Raw genomic sequence first — 21,811 nt, forward strand, 5'->3', positions numbered from 1 at the left:
GGACTCAGGACTTAAGAATTTCGACTACAAAATGATACTACAAATAGAAACTGCCACCGCCTCATGCTCCGTTGCTTTAGCAAAGGATGGTAATGTTTTGGGCTTTAAGCAGGTTAATGGCCGTAATTTACACGCTGAGGTAATAACACGGTTTGTTGAAGAAATTATTACCGGCGCAGGTTTTTCATATAACAATCTGGACGCTATTGCCGTGAGCTGTGGGCCAGGCTCGTACACAGGCTTACGTATAGGTATATCAACGGCAAAAGGCTTATGTTTCGCGTTGGATAAGCCACTTATTGCTGTTGAAACTTTATCCGCTATGGCTGAGGGTGTTGCCGGGCTGGATGTATATAGCAACCAGACCGACCTGCTGCTATGCCCCATGATTGACGCCCGCCGCATGGAGGTCTACACCGCTATTTTTAACATCAATGGCGAAATCATAAAGCCAACTGCAGCTGAAATTGTTGATGAAAACAGTTTCGCTGATATTTTGCAGAATAACAAAGTGTTGTTTTTTGGCGATGGTGCTGAGAAATGTTTCAATGTTTTAAAGGCACACCCTAACGCTTTATACCTGCCCGATTTTTTAAACTCAGCTACTCACCTTACCAAAAAAGCTGCCGAAAAGTTTAACAACGGTAATTTTGAGGATGTCGCTTATTTTGAACCTTATTATCTTAAAGATTTTATTGCAGGTAAAAAAGCTTTGTAGGAATTTCGGATTTGGGACTTTCGATTTTTCGCGTTTGTTTGTTTTCAACGGCTGCTCAAGAGGGTTTCGCATTTAATTTGTCTTTTTCATTCCGAAATTGGCATTTCGCAATCCGAATTTAATAAATCTGAAATCGAAAATCTGACATCCAAAATCAAAACTAGTCGTTTGTCTTAAATATTCTTCCCCACAGCCTGCCTAAAAAACCTTTTTCGCCGGTTGGGATGGAACTGGCATTCATTGGGTGCTCAATAACCGGGCCTATCTTGAGCGCAAAGCCAAGGAAGAAATCGGCTCCCGAAAATGAAAGGTTACTCTGGCTTGAAGATTTGCTTAATGCACCCTTAATCACACTGGCGGTTTGCCGGCCCCTGTCACTACCAATGTAGAAATCAAAATTGGGTGTTTGATACATAAACTGCCCGCCGATACCAAATAATTTCAGATCGTTATAGGTAGTTGTTACAGTAACGGTGTAGTTTTTATACTGAACCGGGTTAACCAGGGCACCGATAAAACCAGGGTAAAATAACTGTTTAGATGCTATAAGCGTTGGCATATACCTAAAAGTTTTATTATCGTCAATCCAAAACTTCTGGTTAACACTAAGTTCGGCCCGGCCATCAATTGGGGTGGTAAATGATGTTTGTGAGACACCGCCGTGAGTAATTCGCTCAACCTCATCGTATATATTCCCTTCACGTTTATTCGATGAAAGGCCATTTATAGTCGAAATGTCGTCGAAAGCATAAATATGAGAGCGGCCACTCCAATGGATATAACCAAAATCTTTGATATTACCCTGTATGATAAAGCCATCTTCCGTCCGGTAGGTTGCGCCTAACGAAATTGAAGCGCCCGGGTTTCTAAACGTAGGGAGGTAATCGCGCGGTACCAGGTGCCCCGGGATATAGCTGGAATAATACACTCCACTTAAGCCTAAAATAGCCGAATCATTGGGTTTATCAAGCACAATTTGGGAATGATTAATGTGCAGTTCTTCGTATTGTATCCCCATTAACACACTGAGTTTTGCGCCCAAAGTAAAATGTTTGTTAATTCTTTCCTTATAAGTGAAGCTAACCTGGTGATATGATTGAAAATAATAGCTATCATTAAAAATATCAGAATAGTTGTTGGCTTTGAAACTGCCTGGGCCATTTAGTATCGCCATGGATTCATCGGTGAATACACCAGCGCCTTCAGCTTTGGTTTGGGCTGCAAAACCGAGCTCTACGTCGCCGTTGAGGCTCGAGAACATCTTAAACATTAACAGGTATGCATTAACGTGCACATCCATGTGGTTGAATTTGCCCTGGCCAATCAGTAATGACGAATTGTTGTATTTGTTAGCAAACGCACGGCTTTTTAGCGTTGCCTGGGCATCGCCGGTTATAAAAAAGTTGGCGTTGAAAGTTGGCAGTAGGAAGTTTGATGCAAACTGTTTGCTTGAGTCCGTAATGAAGGCTTTTTGCGACGGGTTTTCAAACGAGTCGTACAGGCTGCCGGTATTGTACTGGGAAAACTGTTGACCAAAGATTTTAACTGAGAACGATAGCAGCAAAAAAATAAATAAAATTTTCTTCATATAGCTCGCGATGCCGTGGCTTTTATATACGTTTTAAAGATAAACTTCCGAACTCACTATTAAAAATAATATTAATAATTAAGCCTTTTTAACGGAAATGAAAATGTATTGTTGTATTAAACAATGTCTATTTTAACTTATTACTGACAGTATCAGTACTTAGCCGCATACAAAAATTAGTATTAAAATTTTTGTCAACCGTCGTGAACTGGAACGAGGCCGCATAAAAGTCTTTCCAGCCGGGACCTAGCGATTTAAAATCATCGTAAAAACTTGTATTCATGTCACGCTCAAAAATTGGTTCCGCGTTTTTAAAATGCATAAAAAATGCAACGTTACTTTGAGCGGCCAGCAAGTTATTAAACTCGTTGTACTGTCCGTTTTTACTTAAAAATTTGCGGTTGATGTATATATCCGAAAAGCTTTGCAGTTCGACATTACTGTTTGCAAGCACCAGGTAATTATCAATCACCATAAAATACGGCCTTTTGAAAATACTGAAGGCATCACCCAATAGAAAAAACGGTAATTTTTCGTAACTCAACATGCCTGTCGTTTCGTTATTCGTGGTGCTTAAAGCGGTAAGAACTAATTTAAGCTTCGAGCCATCTTTTACTGATATGATTGCAAACTTTTCGAAATAACGGGTTGTAACAATTGCAAACTCGTTACCCAGCAAATTATCAAAATCGGTTTTTATCCTGATAGCCGTTTCAGTTTTTATCTTGTTGAAAAGCTTATCCCTTTCGGCTGCAAGGCCTGTTTTGGTTTGCCAGTCGTAAAGTGTGGCGCCAAATAATATTGGGTTTGATACCGAAAAATTAGTACTGTAGGCAGTTGTAGAAGGAAAGATCTCGTTTAAATGATTAACTACAGGCTGTTGGTTTGTAAACAGGTTTAAATAACTCGACGGGCCATTGTTTTGAACTTTTGTTGATCCATTAAACATAATGGCATCGCTGCGGTAGTTTAAGCTTAAAGCGGCTAGCGCAGGTAATTGTTTGAAATTTTTAAAAATGTCGGTGTTTCGGTTTTTAAAAAGCTGTTCAAATAAAGCGGGAAACTGGTTGTAATTTATGTACAAATTGGCTAACGAATTATTCCTTTGCTGCTCGGCTAATAAAACAAAAGTTTGTGCACCCGCTTTGTTTTTATGCGAGGCGCTTTGGTCAATCAAATCTTTCGAAAAGCTGCCGGAAAAAATATTATCGCCTTTATTAATGATATAAAAACGTTTTTTAAGGGCGCTTGTATAGATATTATAGCCCGACCTTCCGGCGGCACGGATTGGCGTTATCAATAGCCCGTTGTGTGGTTGTTTGGACAGTTCGTCAAATACCGAAGTCTCAAACTTAACTGACGGAGCCATCGTGAGTAACAAATCAATCCCGTCGGTTTTTGAAAGATGCAGGGAGACAAATATGTTTTGTGCTGTGAAATACGGGCTTAAGGTGGTGTTTTGGAGCAGGACTTGTCTTAAAGTATCCAATTGCCCCAGTTTTTGCTCCCCTATTATTGCTGCAAATAACTTACTGCCCTTGAAAATATCATAGAACCCCTTCTCGTTATTAAATTCAAAAATCAACGATGCATCATCGGGAATCAAATGCATAACCTGGCTGGTGCGACTGCCAGGCGGGTTTAAATTTTTAAAATAAACAACCGTTACATACGCAGTAGCCGCCAATAAAATTAGGGTAATAATTATTTGCTTTTTCATTGCGCCTTGCTGTGCAAATGTATGTATTAACAGTTGGCAAAGGTTGCAGTAGTTATAAACGTTTAAACATTGGGTTAAGTTGGAAGGGTTGTAAATGTTGTAATAGTTGAAAACGTTAAAACTATAACAACGGCAACCTTTACAACAACTACAACTTCTAACAGCCATTACAACTTTTTCCATCCATTCTGATTAACTTAGCTGTTTAATAAGGCATGAAGAAGAAAATATTTATTACGGCCTCAATATTTGGGGCCATTGCAGTAATAGCCGGGGCATTTGGTGCTCACGCTTTGCAGGGAAAATTAAAGCCACAGGATTTGCATGTGTGGGATACAGCTGTGCAATACCAATTTTACCATGTATTTGCTTTGCTGGGCCTGGCAGGGCTTAGCCGGTACCAAACCCGTTTAATAAAAGATTGTTACTATCTGTTTTCGGTGGGTATAATATTATTTTCAGGCTCTTTATATCTCCTTGCTGCACGCGAGTTAATTGGCTGGGAATGGCTGAACGTAATTGGCCCGGTGACCCCGATTGGCGGAGTGCTTTTTATCGGCGGATGGATTACCATGGCTGTAGCTGCCTCAAAAAACAAATAATTTAAATGTTAGAGTTTGCCGAAGCCCAGTTTACCGACCGTGAAACACTTTTTGTTGAGGTGATTTTGCCTTTGGCTATCGCAAAAAACTATACCTATCGTGTGCCTTACGAAATGAACGATGCTGTTGCGGTAGGCAAAAGAGCAGTGGTTCAATTCGGCAAAAGCAAGCTTTATACAGCAATAATAGCGTCAATAGGCAAACTGGCGCCCGAAAAATACCAGGCGAAGTATGTTATAGAAATATTAGACGATCGTCCGGTTGTAACTGCTGAACAGTTGAAGTTTTGGTACTGGATGTCGGATTATTATATGTGCACGCTGGGCGAAGTGATGAACGCAGCCCTGCCGTCGGCATTAAAACTGGCCAGCGAAACAAAAATTGTACTGAACAAGGAGTTTGAAGTCGACCGCACCGAGCTGCATGATAAAGAGTATCTGATTGTGGAGGCGCTTGATATACAGCCCGAATTAACTGTAAGCGATATCGCAAAACTGCTGGGCCAAAAAACAGTGATGCCGATATTGAAATCGTTGTTTGAGAAAAACATTATACATATTTCCGAAGAAGTTAGCGAACGATACAAACCGCGTACCCGGAGCTTTATCACTTTGAACCCGGTTTATCAAAATCAGGACAATTTGAGAGACTTATTCGGTATTTTAGAGAAACGAGCACCCAAACAGGCTGATGCGCTACTGGCTTATATCAAACTCGCCCGTCATCAAAAAAGCATAACAAAAAACGAACTGATTGAAGAAAGTGGTGCAGGGGCTGCCAGCATTAAATCGCTGGAAGAGAAGGATGTTTTTTTTATTGAAGAGAAAAATGTAAGCCGCCTGTTTTTTGAGGAAGACGAGCTTTACAGCAACTTCGAACTGAGCGAACAGCAAAATACTGCCCTTATTGAAGTTAAAGACCATTTTAAACAGATGGACGTAGTGCTGCTGCACGGGGTAACCTCATCGGGTAAAACGCAGATATACATCAGGCTGATTGAGGAAATGATAAACTCGGGCCGCCAGGTGTTGTATTTATTGCCGGAGATAGCACTGACTACCCACATTATTGAACGACTGCGGGTTTACTTTGGGGCCAGCATCGGTATTTATCATTCCCGGTTTAATGATAACGAGCGGGTGGAGGTTTGGCAAAAGGTTATCATTGGCGAATACAAGGTACTGCTTGGTGCACGGTCGGCGGTGTTTTTGCCTTTTGTTGATTTGGGGCTGATAATTGTTGACGAAGAGCACGAAACGTCGTACAAGCAATTTGACCCGGCGCCGCGCTACAATGCCCGCGACGCGGCTATCTTTTTGGCCAATATGCACAAAGGCAAGGTGTTGCTGGGGTCCGCCACGCCATCGTTTGAAAGTTATTATAACGCAAGGATAAAAAAGTACGGCCTGGTTGAACTAACCGAAAGATATGGCGGCGTAAAGCTGCCCGAAATTGAGGTGGTAAGTATAGCGGTAGAAACCAAACAAAAGACCATACAATCGCACTTTACCAGCGTGTTAATGGCTGACATTAACGCCGCGCTCGAAAAAAAGGAGCAGGTTATCCTGTTTCAAAACCGCCGCGGATATGCGCCGTTGCTGATGTGTAAAATATGCGCCTATACACCTAAGTGCATCAACTGTGATGTTAGCCTTACCTACCATAAAAGCAGCGGCAAGCTGCATTGCCATTATTGCGGCTACAAGGACGATGCTCCTAATATTTGCCCGGCATGTGGTTCGACTCATTTGGAATACAAAGGTTTTGGCACCGAAAAAGTGGAGGACGAATTGCTGATGATTTTGCCTGAAGCGCGCATACAGCGTATGGATTTGGATACCACCCGCTCGCGTAACTCGCTACAAACCATATTGAATAACCTGGAGGAAAAAAAGATTGACATACTCGTGGGAACACAAATGGTGGCCAAGGGTTTAGATTTTTCGGACGTTACCGTTATTGGTATCATCAACGCCGATAGCTTGCTGAAATTCCCGGACTATCGCGCAAACGAACGCAGCTACCAGATGCTGGCACAGGTGAGTGGCCGTGCCGGCCGCCGCGGCAAACAGGGCAAGGTTGTAATACAAACGTACGACCCAAGCCACCGCGTGATAAAGCAGGTAATTGAAAACGATTATAAAGATCTTTATTTTACCGAAATGGAAGAGCGCCGCAGTTTTAAATACCCGCCGTTTTACCGCATCATCAACTTAGATATTAAGCATAAGGACCCTGAGATTGTGAATAACCAGGCCATTTACCTGGCCAACGAACTGCGCAAACAGTTCGATGATAGAGTGATAGGGCCTGAATCGCCGCTGGTGAGCCGGATACGGAACTACTACATAAAAACCATTATGCTTAAGTTTGAAAAGGATGCGGTATCCATTAACAAAGCAAAAACTATTGTCAGGGATGTGATAACCCAGTTTCAAACAACCAAACTAAGCAAAGGCAGCGTCGTTCAGCCAGACGTCGATCCGTATTGATGCAGGTATGAAAAAGGAACAGGTAAGCTATCGCAAGATATTTGATTCCGAAATTTTTGAAGGAGCACTTTCTTCCCATATTTACCCATGGCATTTTCACGATACCTATACGGTGATTATTATTGATTCAGGTGCCATGAAGTATGTTTTCCGGGACGACGAGGTTGTGGTTAACGCAGGGCAGGTTTTTATAATAAACGCTTTTGCTGCCCACTACAATGGCGTGCTAAATGATATTGATTGTAATTACCGGGTGATGTTTTTGCCTGTGCGGCTCTTTAATTTAAAAGAAGACGTTAAGCGTTTTACATATTTTGATAAGTCGGTGAGCGCCAAAGGTTATCGACCAATAGGCGCATTATATGAAAAACTCAAAACGGTAGGGCGTGAAGCTGCTTACATCACCATTACTAAAAAAATCACCGGTGAATTACTGACCGGCCTTGAGCATAAAACCGGAAGCCTGGTTTTAAACGACAGAGTTGAAGCAGCCGTACTTTATATCCATCAGCATATCGATGAAAAGTTAACAATTGCCCAACTGGCTGATGCATGTAATATCAGTCATTTTCATTTTCAGCGAGTATTCAAATTAGCAACCGGGCTTACCGTGAACGCTTATATTCAGCAATGCAGGATGGAACGCAGTCGCGAACTTTTGCGCGAAGGTATTAAACCCGTTGCTACTTCGCTTGAGTCGGGCTTTTTCGACCATAGTCATTTTCATAAACAGTTTAAAAAGATGTATGCCCTGACCCCGGCACATTTGGTTAAATAGCATTCTTTTACAAGATTTTCTTTTTTCTGCACGATACCTTTGTGTAAATATTTTTATTTATGAGCGAGCATAATTATAAAGCCACTATCACGTGGACGGGCAACGAAGGCAAAGGCACGGCCGGCTACCGCGAGTACCAGCGCAGTCATATTGTTAAAGTTGAAGGTAAACCGGAAATCCCCGCCTCGTCCGATCCCTCATTTCGCGGCGATAAAACCAGGTATAACCCCGAAGAATTGCTACTGGCCTCGGTTTCATCGTGCCACATGCTCTGGTACCTGCATTTATGCAGCGTAAATGGGGTTATTGTAGTTGAATACATCGACCAGGCAACAGGTGTTATGATTGAAGCCGCCGATGGCAGCGGGTATTTTAAAGAGGTGACTCTTTATCCTAAGGTTACCGTAAGCAATGAGTCGATGATTGAAAAGGCTAATGAATTACATCATGAAGCTAATAGGATGTGTTTTATTGCTAACTCGGTAAATTTCCCGATACTGCATAGTCCGATAACACGATTTAAGGATTAAAAGATTTACAGGATTAGTTGAAACACGATAATTTTCTTAGTTTTCGCGATATCTTTTAAACCTTATTAATGACAAACGATACCAACGAATTGACCCACAAAATTATCGGGTGTGCAATGAAAGTGCACAATGTACTCGGAAGTGGTTTCCTGGAAGTTATTTACCAAAAAGCTCTGGCAATCGAAATGAGAAAGGCAGGATTACCTTTCGAACAGGAAAGGGAATTCTCTATTTTTTATGATGGTGAATTGATTGGCTCAAGGAGGGTTGACTTTTTTGTCGCTAATGTGTTGATGCTGGAATTAAAAGCTCGTCCACAAGTGGAAAATATACATAAAAATCAAGCCATAAACTACCTTGAAGTGCATCGCATAGCCGACGGCCTGCTTATAAATTTCGGCGGGCCAAGCTTAGAATTTAAAAGAGTCTACAATAAAAAGCTCGTGACACCAGGTGAAAACCCGATTGTGTAAAGAAAATAAATCTGAAAATAAACCAATTATAAACCCTGCATCCTGTAAATCCTAAAAATCCTTAAATCGTGTTAACTTAGCGTCGAAATGGCCTACAAGTATATCGACAATTATCGCGAGAAAGGTGCCCGCAAAAAGCTGGTTGAAGAATTAAAGAAAAAAGGAATTGATGATGAAAACGTGCTGCAGGCAATCGGTAACGTTAAACGCCATTACTTTTTCGATGAAACTTTCTGGAATCAGGCTTATAAAGATATTGCCTTCCCAATAGGCGAAGGACAAACCATATCGCAGCCTTATACTGTTGCCTACCAAAGCCAGCTATTGCACATAAATAAAGGCGATAAAGTGCTGGAGATTGGTACCGGCAGCGGTTATCAAACTTGTGTACTGTTAGAACTTGGCGCAAAAGTCTATACTATAGAGCGACAGGAAAAATTGTACAATCATACCAGGCAGGTATTGCCACACATTGGTTACAAAGCAAACTTTTTTGTGGGTGATGGCTCCATTGGAATTGCCAAACATGCGCCTTACGATAAAATAATCGTCACGGCCGGCGCACCAACCGTTCCCGACGTGTTGTTAAAACAATTGAATATCGGCGGCATACTGGTAATCCCCGTAGGCGATGAGAAATCGCAGAAAATGGTTACCGTGCTAAAAGTTGCCGAGCACGATTATGAAAAGATTGTGCTGGATACCTTCAGGTTTGTGCCGCTGGTAGGGGATAAGGCCTGGTAGGCGGTGGCCCCCTAACCCCCTAAAAGGGGGAACGAATATCGCTTTTACAAGTAAACTTTGTTAATGTCAGCCACGCTAATCAAAAACTCCCCCTTTAGGGGGCTGGGGGGCTCTACCTTTTCATCGCTCTATCCATTTCCACTTTAGTATCCCGTTCTTTCAGCGTTTCGCGTTTATCGAAAGTCTTTTTACCCTGGGCCAGGCCGATTTCTAATTTGGCAAAGCCCCGGTCGCTGATGAAGAGGGCAAGTGGCACTATGGTTAAGCCTTTTTCTTCGCCGCGGGTTTGGAGTTTTTTGAGCTCTTTTTTGTTGAGGAGTAAAATACGGTCGCGTTTGGCTTCGTGATTGTAAAACGATCCAAAGCTATATTCGGCAATGTGCAGGTTGCGTACGTACAGTTGGTTATCTATAAAAGTGCAAAAAGCATCGTTAATGTTCGCCTTTCCATCGCGGATAGATTTAATTTCGGTGCCGAGTAACTTTATACCCGCGGTGTATTTGTCAAGTATGTGGTACTCAAAATAGGCTTTTTTATTCTTTATGTAGATATCCTGGTTCATCACTGCAAATATGCAAATTATTTCAATGATGAAACTTTGGGTGGTTTAACAACCAGCACAGGTACGTTAACCTTATGGCGCACCGAATTTACCGTTGTGCCGAAAATTAAATCTTTCAAAGCCTTATGCCCATGCGAACCCATTACTATAAAATCAACTTTATTATTATTGACGAATTTGGCTATTTCGCTGGCTGCGCTGCCGAAGCCGATATGTGGTTTGGCATGGTAGCCAAGGTCGGCTAGAGTTTTAATGTATATCTCCAGGTTATCCAAATCGCTTTGGGTTTCGTGGTCCATCACCTGGCCGCCGTAATAGCGGGCGCCAGCTGTCTCAACAACGTGTATCAGCGTATATTTCGCTCTTTTTCCGCCCTGCATTATCGCATTGCGGATGCATTCGGTATCATTATTGGAGAAATCGATGGTGACTGCTATGTTGTGATAAACAATGGGTGCCAGATCGGTAATTTTAGATGCCAGTCCGTGCGGTACACTGGAAGGCTCGTCGTTATGCTTGTACAATATCGGCCTAAAGAATACATACAGCAACAACAGGCCTATCCCTATTACCAATGGTGTTACCAAAGCGTATATCCAAACTGCTGCTGAGGGAAATTCTCCTATCCAGTCACCAATTTGATCGACCACTAGTTTTGCGTTTAATGCTACTATCAAAATAGCACTTGCCCAGGCCAACACTTTTACTTTCAGACTGATCGCAAATTTGCCCATCCGCTTACGGTTTGACGTAAAGTGAATCAGCGGGATAACAGCAAAACCCAATTGCAAACTCAATACCACCTGGCTTAAAATTATCAGGCTGCCCAGGCCACTTTCGCCGAAATAGACAATGGTAAATACTGCCGGCACAATAGCCAGCACGCGGGTTAACAAACGGCGCAACCAGGGTTCAATACGGAGGTTGATATGGCCTTCCATTATTATCTGCCCGGCGAGTGTGCCCGTAATGGTTGAACTTTGGCCTGATGCAATGAGCGCAATAGCAAAAAGGGTGGGGGCAATCTTTCCAAAAATATGTTCGAGCAATTTGTATGCATCCTGTATTTCAGCAACTTTAAAGTAGCCGTTCTTAAAAAATGCAGCCGACGCCAGTATTAGGATAGCGGCATTTACAAAAAATGCGAGGTTAAGGGCGATAACAGTATCAAACAGGTTGAATTTGATAGAAGATTTAATACCGGCGTCGGTCCTGTTTATTTGCCGTGTTTGCACCAGTGACGAGTGCAAATAAAGGTTGTGGGGCATAACCGTAGCACCAATTATCCCTATGGCGATGTATAACATGCTTTGGCTAATCTTGTCGCCTTTAAACAGGTTGGTTGGGATAAAGCCTTTTGCAATACCTGCAACATCGGGCCCCACAATAAACATTTCAACCAAAAAGGCAGCGCCGATTATAAATATCATCGACATGATAAACACTTCCAGCTTACGCATGCCCTTGTTCATCAAAAATAGCATCAGCACAGTATCGGTGATTGTTAATGATACGCCCCAAAGCAGCGGTAGATGGAACAGCAATTGCAAGCCGATGGCCATACCGATAATCTCGGCTAAATCGCAGGCGATGATGGCTACTTGTGCGAGAATATACAAGCAGAAGTTTACAAACCTTGGATAGGCATTTTTTGAAGCCTGCGCCAAATCAAGCCCGCGTACTATGCCCAGTCGCGCACTTAACGATTGCAGCAGCAAGGCGATAAGGTTTGATGCAAACAACACCCAAATCAACTTATATCCGAAAGCACTACCACCGGCAATATCAGTTGCCCAGTTGCCCGGGTCCATGTAGCCTACACTTACCAGGTAGGCGGGCCCTAAAAATGCCAGCACCTTTTTCCAGCCTGTTTTGCCTTCGGGGTTTATAGAGCTATGCACGTTAGCTAACGAATGGCTGTCGCTACTCATAAGGTTATCAATAAATTGTTTGCTACTTCGCGGCTTATTTGTACCGTTTTGTTTTCCATCTTTAACACCATCGAGCGGTCGAATTCAATAATATCAGTTACACAAATTTGTTTTCCTATAGTCAACCCCTGCTTTTCGAGGTATTGCAAAAAGGCAGGGGAGTGGTCGCGAACCCCGCAAATCACCCCGCCAGCATTAACATCAATTGCCGAAACTGGTTTTAAATCGTGCGTTTTAAATTTGCCGTCGCAATCTGGAATCGGGTCGCCATGCGGGTCGTATTTGGGAAAACCCATAAATTTATCCAGGCGGTCTATCAATTCATTTGACGAGATGTGCTCCATCTCTTCGGCCATTTCGTGCACTTCATCCCACTTAAAGTTTAATTTCTCTACCAAAAAAAACTCCCATAGCCGGTGCTTGCGAATAATGTTGATGGCTATTTTCTCGCCTGGGGCAGTAAGCGTAACACCCTGGTAAGGTGTATAGTTAATCAATTCCTTTTCGGCAAGCTTTTTAAGCATATCCGTTACCGACGATGCCTTGGTATTCAGCAACGCCGCCATCTGGTTTGTACTTACACTTTCGGCATTAAGCGACAGGTGATAAATGGATTTAAGGTAGTTCTCCTCGGCTAAAGTATTCATTTATACAAATCTAATAAAAAATTTAGACAAACCTAAATATTTTATTAAAAAAGAATTTATTTCGGTTAAAGCTGTTTTTTTAAGAATTTTATTTTGTGAATTAACTAAAATTATATATTTGCATGTAATATGGGTACCGAATTAGATAAAACAGATCTGCAAATATTAAAGATATTGCAGGCAAACGGAAGGATAACCAACCTGCAATTGTCAAACGAGATAGGGCTGTCGCCCGCGCCAACTTTGGAGCGTGTGCGTAAGCTTGAGAATGCCGAATATATAAAGAGTTACCATGCATTGGTTGACGAGGAGAAGCTGGGCCTGGGCATTAAAACCTTTATACAGATATCGCTTGATTTTCACCAGAAAAACACCATCCAAACATTTTTGGACGAGATACAAACTATAAAAGAAATTACCGAGTGCCACCACGTAACCGGCCAGTGCGACTTTTTATTGAAGGTTTATGTGCGCGATATAAAATCGTACGAGCAACTCATTATGGAAAAAATAAGCCGCATTACCGTGGTAAAAACATTCCAAACCATGATGATTATGTCGACCAGTAAAAAGGAGCCAATAGTGCCGCTGGAGTATTAGCCCCCCGGCCCCCTAAAGGGGGAGCACAAATCGAGAGATTGTCAATAACGTTCCCCCTTTAGGGGGCTAGGGGGCCACCTGCCAGTCAATCGGCGCCTTCCCCTCTTTTTCCAATATAGCATTCACTTTTGAAAACGGTTTCGATCCAAAAAAACCGCCGTAGGCCGAAAGCGGCGATGGGTGCACAGATTTTATGATATGATGTTTTTGGGTATCAATTAACTGTGCTTTAGCCTGCGCGTAACTGCCCCAAAGGATAAATATCAGGCCGGTTTTTTCGTCGGATAGTTTTTTAATTACGGTATCTGTGAAATTTTCCCAGCCTTTTTTCTGATGCGAGCCGGCGGTGTTGGCCCTAACAGTTAGCGTGGCGTTGAGCAGCAGCACACCTTGTTTGGCCCAGCCGGTTAAATCGCCGTGATTGGGGACTTTAAAGCCGGGGATATCTGTTTCAAGTTCCTTGTAAATGTTTCGCAATGATGGCGGAGGCACAATACCTTTTTGTACCGAAAATGATAAGCCATGCGCCTGGTGTTCGCCGTGATAGGGGTCTTGTCCTAAAATAACAACTTTAACTGCATCGGGCGGAGTGGTGTTAAAAGCGTTAAAAATATCCGCGTTTTTTGGGTAAGTTCTATAACCGGCATCCCGCTCTCTTTGCAGGAATTTTTTAAGTTCGGCCATGTAGGGCTTGTCAAATTCATCGTGTAAAAGGTTAAGCCAGCCGGGCTCAAGATTTGCTGCCATAAATATTAATATAGATGTTGCTTAAGCGTACAAATTAACGGATATTTGCGTGCTAATTTATAGTTTACAAAATAAGATGTCGAACATAGTAAGGTTAATTATTGCCTGCGGGATAATGGGTGCTGCCATAGCACTGTGTGTTTTTGGTTTTTGGGGATGGGGAATATTGGTGTTGTTTTTAGGCGGATTTGTGTTGCTTAGCTACTTTTTTAACGAAAACATGATTATTGCGCAATGGTTTTTGCGTAAAGAAAAATCGGAAAAAGCTGAAGAGTGGCTGTTGAAAGTGACTGATTACGAAAAACAGCTGAATAAAAAGCAATGGGGTTATTATAATTTGCTGATCGGCTTAATAGAGTCGCGCAAGGCGCCTTTAAAATCTGAAAAATATTTTAAGAAGGCGCTATCGCTGGGTATGAAAATGTCGCACAATACCGCACTGGCCAAATTGAGCCTGGCTGGCATAGCTATGGCTAAGCGCAATAAGCCTGAGGCAAAACGCTATTTGGAAGAAGCAGCAAAGGATGATAAGAACAAGTTGCTTGCCGACCAGATAAAGATGATGAAGGCGCAAATGGGACAGATGGATAAACAAGTAGTACGAGGCGGATATCGCCAATTTTAGTAATAAGGCTAAGGAATAAAAAATATTTAAAAACGCCCCGAAATTTCGGGGCGTTTTTATTTTTCCTCAATCGAGCTGAAATAATCAGGCTCGGACGAATGATTTTGATTAGTAGCATAGTGCCTGTCGGGAGTGCCATAACTGTGTTCCTCAGTTGGGTTAGCTACTTCAACCATTTTTAACAAGCTGCGGATAAACGACAGGTTAAAGTTGCTCCTGTTTAGTTTTATCAGGTATTCATTTTCGGTTATTTCTAATATTGAGTTAGTCATTTTTTTACGGATTATTTTGCATGATAAAAGTAATCAACATAATAAATGCCAAAGTTCTATTTAAATTATCCTTTTATTAAAGAATTGTTAATAAGCTATGTTAACTTAAGGTTATTAAGTTTAAGTTTTATAATAATTTGTTAAAAATAGTCCTTTTTGGAATGCTGTTTTTACCCCGCCGCTGTAACGCTTTGATGTATTTTGCCGGAAATGGATGACTTTTTGTACAATTCTGTTTTTTGAGACGGTGGTATTGATTGTTTCGTTTGCGCCCTGGTTGATGACCATGGCAGGGTAAAGTGCTGACACCATTTTGTCAGTACTTTTCGCATTTTTTACCGTTGCAGATATAGTAAAAATCACGTGTACGTTACGCAAACATGCTTTTTAGCAATCGGGCGCGACTATTTGCTGTTCCACCCTGTTCCTTATGTTCCACTGTGAACAGCAACATTTCTATTCTTTCTATAATCGTTATATTTACCTGCCCAATGTCCCTATAATTTATTTTTTATGAAATTTTTAGCTATTGTTTTTACGGCTTTGTTTGCCGCTACTGCCTGTTATGCGCAGTTATCGACCTCCAAATTATTTGGCAACCACATGGTGTTGCAGCGCAATCATAACATCCCGGTTTGGGGCCATAGTGATAAAAAAGCACGGGTTACGGTTATCATCAACGGCCAGATGGTGGCAACAAAGGCCGATGATAACGGAAGCTGGAGTTTAACCCTCCCACCCATGAAGGAAGGAGGGCCTTACGTAATGAATGTAGCTTCTGGTAAAGAACTAATCTCATATTCTGATGTAATGCTTGGTGAGGTCTGGCTTTGTTCAGGCCAATCAAATATGGAGTTCCAGTTAAAGAACGCATACGGGTACAAAGCCGAACAAAAGGTGGCGGATAAGATGCCTGTCCGCCAATTTCATGTGCAGGATAAACTAAGCCTGACCCCTGAAAAAGAAGTTGCAGGCGGCGAATGGGTATTGGCATCTGCAAATACGGTAGGTGATTTTACTGCTGTGGGGTATTTTTATGCGAAACAATTGGCCCAAAACCTGCATGTAACAATCGGCCTTATCAGCAGTAGTTGGGGTGGCACGGAGGCCGAAGATTGGATAAGCCGTGAAAGTATGGCCGCTTCGCCGGAGTTTACGGCGATTGTGCCAAACCTGCCGCATAATGCAGACGAATTGAAACTTCGCGCCGATAAGCAATTAAAGGCCTGGGCTTACCATAATGGTCCGGTTGTAAATTACATACCGTTGGAACTTGCTGGTAAACCTGCCAATTTTTTTGATAGCTGGCAGCATGGCTACGTACCCGGCGCTTGGGAATGGAATGGTAAACTATACTCGTATCGCGGGCAGGGCTTTATGCAGCGTACCTTGGGGTTGGATAGTTCTTATTCGTCGGTTAGCTCGACACTGTCGCTTGGGCAAACAGATGCCGATATGGCGGTTTATATAAATGGAAAGTTATTAAGTAAAGACGGCACGCCCGGTAATACCCTATTTACCGTACCAGCCGGTACCTGGAAAGGTGGGTTGAACAGCCTGCTGATAAATTTGCAATCGGCACAGAAAAATCCATCGTGGTTTGGGATCGGGCTAAACGGCACCGGGGCCAATGATCTGAATATCCGCTTTGCGGATACCACAGTTAATTTGGCCGATGGCAACTGGCACGTAATGCCCGATTTAAGCAAACCTTACCATTTTGATTTTCTGCCAAATAACAGCGCGTTTTCGCTGTATAACGCCATGATTAACCCGTTGATCCCTTACGCAATTGCCGGTGTAATCTGGTACCAGGGTGAATCAAACGCCGACAGGGCTTACCAATACCGCACTGTTTTCCCGATGCTGATTAACGATTGGCGCGCCAAATGGAAGGAGCAGCTGCCGTTTTTGTTCGTGCAGATTTCGGCTTTCGGCACCTCGCAAAGCAGTAATTTCGGCAGTAATTGGGCTGAACTGCGCGAGGCGCAAAATATGGCATTGCAGTTGCCAAATACGGGTGTTGCCATTACCACCGATATCGGCGATGCATTTAATATCCACCCGAAAGATAAAGCAGATGTTGGTTACCGCCTGGCGGCTACAGCGCTAACACAGGTTTATCACCAACAAGGGTTTTTCCAAAGCCCGCTGTTTACATCAGCTGATTTCAGCAATGGCTATGCAATGGTGAATTTCAACCACGCTGAAAATGGTTTAATGGCAAAAGATATTTACGGCTATGTAAAAGGCTTTGAACTTGCCGGCGCCGACCACAAATTTTATTACGCACAGGCAGTGATAACTGATAAGAACAAAGTAAAAGTATGGTGCAGTGCTGTACCCAACCCGGTTGCCGTACGCTATGGCTGGACAAATGCTCCCCTTGACGCTAATTTATTCAGTATACAAGGTTTCCCGGTGAGCCCGTTTCGGTCGGATAGTTGGGATGGGATTACGGTTGGGCATAAGTTTGAATAAAAAAGGGGTATCGAAATTGTTCGATATCCCTTTTTTAATGTAGAAACAAAATGTTTTTATGCAAACCAGGCCATTACTAATTCCTTATCGGGCATGGTAATATCCAGTTTTAATTTTTTGCGCATGCCGCCAAGGTCGTTAAATACCTTGTTGGGGTTGGCTGCTTTTAAATCTTCCAATGTATTAATGCCCATTTTATTCAATACGGGCACCCACTCAGCAGGTACGCCAATATGAATAAAGTCATCGGCAGTAACAGTTTTTGCTTTTTTCTCAGGGCGCATTTGCGGGAAGAATAGTACTTCCTGTATGGTGCTCTGATTGGTCATCAGCATAACCAAACGGTCGATACCTATACCCAGGCCAGACGTTGGCGGCATACCGTATTCAAGCGCACGCAAAAAGTCATCATCCATAGCCATGGCTTCATCATCACCGCGACCGGCTAATACCAGTTGTTCTTCCAGGCGTTCGCGCTGGTCAATGGCGTCGTTTAATTCCGAATACGCGTTGGCAATTTCCTTGCCATTTACAAATAGTTCGAAACGCTCAACCAATCCTGGTTTGCTGCGGTGCTTTTTGGCAAGCGGCGTCATTTCGATCGGGTAGTCGGTAATATAAGTCGGCTGTATAAGATTGTGCTCTACCTTTGCGCTAAATATCTCATCAACAAGCTTCCCTTTTCCCATGGTGTCGTTTACTTCGATACCAAGTTCTTTACATGTTTCACGTAAACCGGCTTCGTCCATGCCCGATACATCAATCCCGGTATATTTCAGGATCGAATCATACATCGACAATTTCTCGTATGGGCCAGCAAAGTTTATCTCGTTGGCGCCCACCTGCACTACCGGGATGCCGGTAACCGTGCGGGCAACAATTTCCAGGCACTCCTCAACCATGGCCATCATCCAGTTATAATCCTTGTATGCCACGTATATTTCCATGCTGGTAAATTCAGGGTTATGGGTACGGTCCATGCCCTCGTTACGGAACATTTTACCAAACTCATAAACACCGTCGAAACCGGCAACTATCAATCGCTTTAAATATAATTCGTTAGCTATGCGCAAATATAATGGCATATCCAGTGTGTTGTGGTGCGTATTAAACGGGCGGGCCGCTGCGCCGCCGTGCACAGGCTGTAATATTGGAGTTTCCACTTCCATCCAGCCTTGTTTGTTAAAGTACTCACGCATGCTGCTGATTACTTTCGAACGCTTTATGAATATCTGCCTGTACTCAGGGTTAACGGTTAAATCAACATAGCGCATCCTGTAGCGCAATTCAGGGTCGGTAAAGGCATCATGAACCTGTCCGTCTTCCCCACGTTTAACCACCGGCAACGGCTTCAGTGATTTCGAAAGCAAAACCAGTTCTTGTACGTGAACAGAAATTTCGCCGGTTTGAGTGGTAAAGACAAAACCCTTTACACCTATATAGTCCCCAAGGTCCATTAGGTTTTTGAAAACCGTGTTGTACATGGTTTTATCTTCACCAGGGCAAATATCATCCCGTTTAAGGTATATCTGTAATCTTCCTGTTGTGTCCTGCAATTCGGCAAAGGAGGCATTGCCCATAATGCGGCGCGTCATGATACGGCCGGCAAGGGTAACCTTTTTATAATGGTCCGGGAAGCGTACAAAGTTATCGTGTATATCCTGCGCAAAAGCAGTTACTTTATATTCTTCTGCGGGATAAGGGTTTATTCCTAAGTCGCGCAATTTCTGTAACGATTTACGGCGTTCAATTTCCTGTTCGGATAGGGCAGTGCTCATATTTTTAATAAAGCTGCAAAAATAGCGTTTTTGAGGCAAAAGGAGAAGGAAGATGCGAGATTTGAGGCCGGATATTTTAGATCGACAGAACCTGTTAGTGCAGATTTAGATTTGACAACTTTTAAAAAGTTGTCAAATCTTCCATACCAACATATCTTTGCCTTTATGAATTTAAAAGTAATTGCATTTGATGCCGATGATACACTTTGGGTAAATGAACCCTATTTCAGGCATACTGAAGAGCAGTTTTACGAATTGCTTGGCGGGTTTGCGTCGCAGCACGAACTGGAGCGTGAGTTACTTAAAACCGAGATTGAAAATCTCACCCTCTATGGATACGGAATAAAAGGTTTTATACTGTCGATGATAGAAACTGCGCTGCGGGTTACAAATAATACTATCACCAGCGAATTTGTTGGGCAGATACTGGATTTGGGAAAACAAATGCTTAACCAGCCGATAGAGTTGCTCGAGGGTGTTGAGGATGTGCTTAAAGCTTTAAAGGGGAAATACAGGTTGGTAGTGGCTACCAAAGGCGATCTGCTCGACCAGGAGCGCAAGCTAAAAAAATCGGGTTTGTCGCATTATTTTCACCATATCGAAATCATGTCGGAAAAAGACGATGCCAACTACCTGAAACTCATTCGCCACCTTGATATTAAACCCGGTGAACTGATGATGGTGGGCAACTCATTAAAAAGCGACATTTTACCGGTGCTGAATGTTGGCGGTTACGGCGTGCATGTGCCTTATCATATTACCTGGGCGCACGAGCAAATTGAGCATAGCATTGAGGACGAAAAGTTTAAAAGTGTTGTTAGCATTAAAGATATTCTTGAATTTTTATAGCCGATGAGTCAACTAACCGAAACAGCGATTCCATCATATTCATTAAAAGACACCAGCCTGGTTGGCAACAGTTTGTTTGAGATAATTGATATGAACGGGCAATATCCTCAGCAGTTTGAGTTGTTCTTAAGTCCTCACCGCAAGGATTTTTATTTTTTGGCGCTGGTGAGGCAAGGTAGCAGCCGGCATTGGATTGATATGGTGCCTTATACCTTAAAGCCGGACTCGTTTTATTTTACAGTGCCGCACCAAATTCATTTGAAAGAAAGATCCAAATCATCAGTCGGGAAGATTTTATGTTTTACAGATGAATTTTTGGCAATGGAGGAAAACGCTTCGCTGAAACAACTGCCGATTATCAAAAACCAGCTTAGCGGTCACGAGCTTAACCTAACCGCAGAAAACATAGCGTTTATCGAAGACGTGATGAACAAAATGCAGGCTGAATATGCTGAAAAAAAGAATTGGCTTAATGGTATGTTGCTGGGCTATTTGCGTGTATTATTGATTTATTTGAGCCGGTTATATAACGAACAGTTTAAAAGCGAAGAACCATCGGCCGACCGCATGCTACTGAAGAACTTCAGGCAGCTGATTGATGAACAGTATACCGAATTGCATGATGTAGCCGCTTATGCCGATCAGCTTAATATTTCTGCAGGCCACCTGGGCGAGGTTATAAAACAACAAAGCGGCAAAACTGCTATCGAACTTATTCACGAGCGGGTGGTGCTTGAGGCGCAAAGGCTGTTATTTCATACCGACCTCTCGATAAAGGAAATTGCCTGGCAGCTTGGTTTTGAGGATGCATCTTATTTTAACCGCTTTTTTAAAAGGCTTATTGCCGAAACGCCTATGCATTACCGCAAACAAAACCGCGAAATGTACCATTAATGCCTGCCTGAGTGAAGTTTTAGGAAGCCGCCTGTCCATACCTTTGTCCTATTCAAAACAAAAGGAAACAATGAAAAAAGTATTGATAACAGGCGCCAATAAAAGTATTGGCTTCGAAACGCCTATTTGCTTTAGGATATTATGTTTATTTAGGCAGCCGCGATTTGGAAAAAGGCGAAGCAACGGCAAAGCAACTGCAGTCGGCCAATGTAAAGGCAATACAGATTGATATTAGCAACTCTCAGTCGATAGCCGAAGCGCGGAAAAATATCGGTGAGTTGGACGTGCTGATAAATAACGCAGGCATCAGCGGCGGCTTTCCGCAGGATACTCACTCAACTTCTATCGCAACCATACGCCAAGTTTTTGACACCAATTTTTTCGGGACTATACAGGTTACACAGGCTTTTATTGATTTGCTTAGGAAATCGCCTGAACCGCGGATTGTAAATGTAACTTCGGGCCTGGCATCGTTAACCTTGCATAACGATCCGGCGTGGCAATACTATAAGGTGAAGGGAGCCGCATACGGGCCTTCGAAAACAGCATTGAACGCTTATACCGTTGTGTTAGCCTATGAGTTAAAAGATACCGCCTTTAAAGTGAATGTGGTAGACCCTGGTTATACCGCAACAGACTTTAATCACCATAGCGGCCCCCGGAATGTAACCGATGCAGCTGCCGATGTAGTAAAATTTGCCGTCCTGGATGCCGACGGGCCAAGCGGTATGTTTTATAGTGTGGATAATAATCCTGAAACAGGTGTTAGCCCCTGGTAAA

The 21,811-nt window shown here is 42.8% G+C and carries 22 protein-coding genes; 13 read left to right on the forward strand and 9 right to left on the reverse strand.

What is annotated here, in order from left to right; translation table 11 throughout:
- The first annotated feature begins 31 nt into the window (after positions 1-31).
- Positions 32-718: a tRNA (adenosine(37)-N6)-threonylcarbamoyltransferase complex dimerization subunit type 1 TsaB gene (gene tsaB, locus NAF19_RS08300; RefSeq protein WP_252789443.1), complete on the forward strand. Its 687-nt coding sequence runs from the start codon at positions 32-34 to the stop codon at positions 716-718.
- Positions 719-878: 160 nt separating this feature from the next.
- Here tsaB and NAF19_RS08305 read toward each other — a convergent pair whose 3' ends face one another.
- Together NAF19_RS08305 and NAF19_RS08310 are read right to left on the reverse strand one after the other, a co-directional pair.
- On the reverse strand, positions 879-2,306 hold the full coding sequence (locus NAF19_RS08305; protein WP_252789445.1) for a DUF5723 family protein: 1,428 nt from the start codon (positions 2,304-2,306) through the stop codon (positions 879-881).
- Positions 2,307-2,433: 127 nt separating this feature from the next.
- Positions 2,434-4,026, reverse strand: a complete 1,593-nt coding sequence (locus NAF19_RS08310; protein WP_252789446.1) for a hypothetical protein — start codon at positions 4,024-4,026, stop codon at positions 2,434-2,436.
- Positions 4,027-4,241: 215 nt separating this feature from the next.
- On the opposite strand from NAF19_RS08310, the gene NAF19_RS08315 reads away from it, so the two are divergent.
- The 6 genes from NAF19_RS08315 to NAF19_RS08340 all read left to right on the forward strand — a co-directional run bounded on the left by NAF19_RS08315 (position 4,242) and on the right by NAF19_RS08340 (position 9,645).
- Positions 4,242-4,628, forward strand: coding sequence for a DUF423 domain-containing protein (locus NAF19_RS08315; RefSeq protein ID WP_252789448.1), 387 nt, complete (start codon positions 4,242-4,244; stop codon positions 4,626-4,628).
- A gap of 5 nt (positions 4,629-4,633) precedes the next feature.
- Positions 4,634-7,120, forward strand: coding sequence for a replication restart helicase PriA (priA, locus tag NAF19_RS08320; RefSeq protein ID WP_252789451.1), 2,487 nt, complete (start codon positions 4,634-4,636; stop codon positions 7,118-7,120).
- Positions 7,121-7,127: 7 nt separating this feature from the next.
- Positions 7,128-7,898, forward strand: coding sequence for an AraC family transcriptional regulator (locus NAF19_RS08325; RefSeq protein ID WP_252789453.1), 771 nt, complete (start codon positions 7,128-7,130; stop codon positions 7,896-7,898).
- A 59-nt stretch (positions 7,899-7,957) separates the two neighbouring features.
- Positions 7,958-8,428, forward strand: coding sequence for an OsmC family protein (locus tag NAF19_RS08330; RefSeq protein WP_252789454.1), 471 nt, complete (start codon positions 7,958-7,960; stop codon positions 8,426-8,428).
- Positions 8,429-8,496: 68 nt separating this feature from the next.
- Entirely contained in the window at positions 8,497-8,901 is a 405-nt protein-coding gene (locus NAF19_RS08335) for a GxxExxY protein (RefSeq protein WP_252789456.1), read from the forward strand.
- Between the two features lie 87 nt (positions 8,902-8,988).
- A complete protein-coding gene (locus tag NAF19_RS08340; protein ID WP_252789458.1) occupies positions 8,989-9,645 on the forward strand; it encodes a protein-L-isoaspartate(D-aspartate) O-methyltransferase in 657 nt (218 codons plus the stop codon).
- A 112-nt stretch (positions 9,646-9,757) separates the two neighbouring features.
- Here the strand turns inward: NAF19_RS08340 and smpB are convergent, their stop codons facing one another.
- From smpB to NAF19_RS08355, 3 genes are read right to left on the reverse strand one after another with little or no spacing between them, the layout of a single operon-like run.
- A complete protein-coding gene (gene smpB, locus NAF19_RS08345) occupies positions 9,758-10,207 on the reverse strand; it encodes an SsrA-binding protein SmpB (protein WP_252789459.1) in 450 nt (149 codons plus the stop codon).
- Positions 10,208-10,224: 17 nt separating this feature from the next.
- A complete protein-coding gene (locus NAF19_RS08350) occupies positions 10,225-12,138 on the reverse strand; it encodes an Nramp family divalent metal transporter (RefSeq protein ID WP_252789461.1) in 1,914 nt (637 codons plus the stop codon).
- Positions 12,135-12,785, reverse strand: coding sequence for a metal-dependent transcriptional regulator (locus tag NAF19_RS08355; RefSeq protein WP_252789462.1), 651 nt, complete (start codon positions 12,783-12,785; stop codon positions 12,135-12,137). Before NAF19_RS08355 ends, NAF19_RS08350 begins: the two co-directional genes overlap by 4 nt.
- 129 nt (positions 12,786-12,914) lie before the next feature.
- On the opposite strand from NAF19_RS08355, the gene NAF19_RS08360 reads away from it, so the two are divergent.
- Entirely contained in the window at positions 12,915-13,385 is a 471-nt protein-coding gene (locus NAF19_RS08360; protein WP_252789463.1) for an Lrp/AsnC family transcriptional regulator, read from the forward strand.
- A gap of 66 nt (positions 13,386-13,451) precedes the next feature.
- Here NAF19_RS08360 and ung read toward each other — a convergent pair whose 3' ends face one another.
- The gene (ung, locus tag NAF19_RS08365; protein WP_252789466.1) at positions 13,452-14,132 is read right to left on the reverse strand and encodes a uracil-DNA glycosylase; all 681 of its coding nucleotides are present in this window, start codon (positions 14,130-14,132) and stop codon (positions 13,452-13,454) included.
- A gap of 76 nt (positions 14,133-14,208) precedes the next feature.
- Between ung and NAF19_RS08370 the strand changes: the two genes are divergently transcribed.
- Positions 14,209-14,757 carry a tetratricopeptide repeat protein gene (locus NAF19_RS08370; protein WP_252789467.1) on the forward strand — a complete coding sequence of 183 codons (549 nt, stop codon included), beginning with the start codon at positions 14,209-14,211 and terminating at the stop codon, positions 14,755-14,757.
- A 56-nt stretch (positions 14,758-14,813) separates the two neighbouring features.
- Here the strand turns inward: NAF19_RS08370 and NAF19_RS08375 are convergent, their stop codons facing one another.
- Both NAF19_RS08375 and NAF19_RS08380 read right to left on the reverse strand, forming a co-directional pair.
- Positions 14,814-15,029, reverse strand: coding sequence for a hypothetical protein (locus NAF19_RS08375; RefSeq protein WP_252789468.1), 216 nt, complete (start codon positions 15,027-15,029; stop codon positions 14,814-14,816).
- A gap of 120 nt (positions 15,030-15,149) precedes the next feature.
- A complete protein-coding gene (locus NAF19_RS08380; protein ID WP_252789470.1) occupies positions 15,150-15,407 on the reverse strand; it encodes a hypothetical protein in 258 nt (85 codons plus the stop codon).
- A gap of 135 nt (positions 15,408-15,542) precedes the next feature.
- On the opposite strand from NAF19_RS08380, the gene NAF19_RS08385 reads away from it, so the two are divergent.
- A complete protein-coding gene (locus tag NAF19_RS08385) occupies positions 15,543-17,510 on the forward strand; it encodes a sialate O-acetylesterase (protein ID WP_252789472.1) in 1,968 nt (655 codons plus the stop codon).
- 56 nt (positions 17,511-17,566) lie between these two features.
- On the opposite strand, the gene lysS is transcribed toward NAF19_RS08385, so the two are convergent.
- A complete protein-coding gene (gene lysS / locus NAF19_RS08390; RefSeq protein ID WP_252789474.1) occupies positions 17,567-19,288 on the reverse strand; it encodes a lysine--tRNA ligase in 1,722 nt (573 codons plus the stop codon).
- Between the two features lie 165 nt (positions 19,289-19,453).
- Between lysS and NAF19_RS08395 the strand changes: the two genes are divergently transcribed.
- The 3 genes from NAF19_RS08395 (at position 19,454) to NAF19_RS08405 (ending at position 21,810) form a co-directional block, all read left to right on the forward strand.
- The gene (locus tag NAF19_RS08395) at positions 19,454-20,137 is read left to right on the forward strand and encodes an HAD family hydrolase (protein WP_252789476.1); all 684 of its coding nucleotides are present in this window, start codon (positions 19,454-19,456) and stop codon (positions 20,135-20,137) included.
- A 3-nt stretch (positions 20,138-20,140) separates the two neighbouring features.
- Positions 20,141-21,031, forward strand: coding sequence for a helix-turn-helix domain-containing protein (locus tag NAF19_RS08400; RefSeq protein ID WP_252789477.1), 891 nt, complete (start codon positions 20,141-20,143; stop codon positions 21,029-21,031).
- 107 nt (positions 21,032-21,138) lie between these two features.
- The gene (locus NAF19_RS08405) at positions 21,139-21,810 is read left to right on the forward strand and encodes an SDR family NAD(P)-dependent oxidoreductase (RefSeq protein ID WP_252789479.1); all 672 of its coding nucleotides are present in this window, start codon (positions 21,139-21,141) and stop codon (positions 21,808-21,810) included.
- Position 21,811: the final 1 nt, after the last annotated feature.

The organism is Mucilaginibacter flavidus (assembly GCF_024055575.1).
Taxonomy (GTDB): Bacteria; Bacteroidota; Bacteroidia; order Sphingobacteriales; family Sphingobacteriaceae; genus Mucilaginibacter; species Mucilaginibacter flavidus.

Coding starts and splice junctions, on each gene's coding strand:
- smpB (WP_252789459.1), bottom strand. CDS start 10,207: ATGAACCAGGATATCTACATAAAGAATAAAAAAGCCTATTTTGAGTAC.
- NAF19_RS08305 (WP_252789445.1), bottom strand. CDS start 2,306: ATGAAGAAAATTTTATTTATTTTTTTGCTGCTATCGTTCTCAGTTAAA.
- NAF19_RS08325 (WP_252789453.1), top strand. CDS start 7,128: ATGAAAAAGGAACAGGTAAGCTATCGCAAGATATTTGATTCCGAAATT.
- NAF19_RS08400 (WP_252789477.1), top strand. CDS start 20,141: ATGAGTCAACTAACCGAAACAGCGATTCCATCATATTCATTAAAAGAC.
- NAF19_RS08370 (WP_252789467.1), top strand. CDS start 14,209: ATGTCGAACATAGTAAGGTTAATTATTGCCTGCGGGATAATGGGTGCT.
- NAF19_RS08330 (WP_252789454.1), top strand. CDS start 7,958: ATGAGCGAGCATAATTATAAAGCCACTATCACGTGGACGGGCAACGAA.
- NAF19_RS08355 (WP_252789462.1), bottom strand. CDS start 12,785: ATGAATACTTTAGCCGAGGAGAACTACCTTAAATCCATTTATCACCTG.
- ung (WP_252789466.1), bottom strand. CDS start 14,132: ATGGCAGCAAATCTTGAGCCCGGCTGGCTTAACCTTTTACACGATGAA.
- NAF19_RS08340 (WP_252789458.1), top strand. CDS start 8,989: ATGGCCTACAAGTATATCGACAATTATCGCGAGAAAGGTGCCCGCAAA.
- NAF19_RS08395 (WP_252789476.1), top strand. CDS start 19,454: ATGAATTTAAAAGTAATTGCATTTGATGCCGATGATACACTTTGGGTA.
- NAF19_RS08315 (WP_252789448.1), top strand. CDS start 4,242: ATGAAGAAGAAAATATTTATTACGGCCTCAATATTTGGGGCCATTGCA.
- NAF19_RS08375 (WP_252789468.1), bottom strand. CDS start 15,029: ATGACTAACTCAATATTAGAAATAACCGAAAATGAATACCTGATAAAA.
- lysS (WP_252789474.1), bottom strand. CDS start 19,288: ATGAGCACTGCCCTATCCGAACAGGAAATTGAACGCCGTAAATCGTTA.
- tsaB (WP_252789443.1), top strand. CDS start 32: ATGATACTACAAATAGAAACTGCCACCGCCTCATGCTCCGTTGCTTTA.
- priA (WP_252789451.1), top strand. CDS start 4,634: ATGTTAGAGTTTGCCGAAGCCCAGTTTACCGACCGTGAAACACTTTTT.
- NAF19_RS08360 (WP_252789463.1), top strand. CDS start 12,915: ATGGGTACCGAATTAGATAAAACAGATCTGCAAATATTAAAGATATTG.
- NAF19_RS08350 (WP_252789461.1), bottom strand. CDS start 12,138: ATGAGTAGCGACAGCCATTCGTTAGCTAACGTGCATAGCTCTATAAAC.
- NAF19_RS08385 (WP_252789472.1), top strand. CDS start 15,543: ATGAAATTTTTAGCTATTGTTTTTACGGCTTTGTTTGCCGCTACTGCC.
- NAF19_RS08335 (WP_252789456.1), top strand. CDS start 8,497: ATGACAAACGATACCAACGAATTGACCCACAAAATTATCGGGTGTGCA.
- NAF19_RS08310 (WP_252789446.1), bottom strand. CDS start 4,026: ATGAAAAAGCAAATAATTATTACCCTAATTTTATTGGCGGCTACTGCG.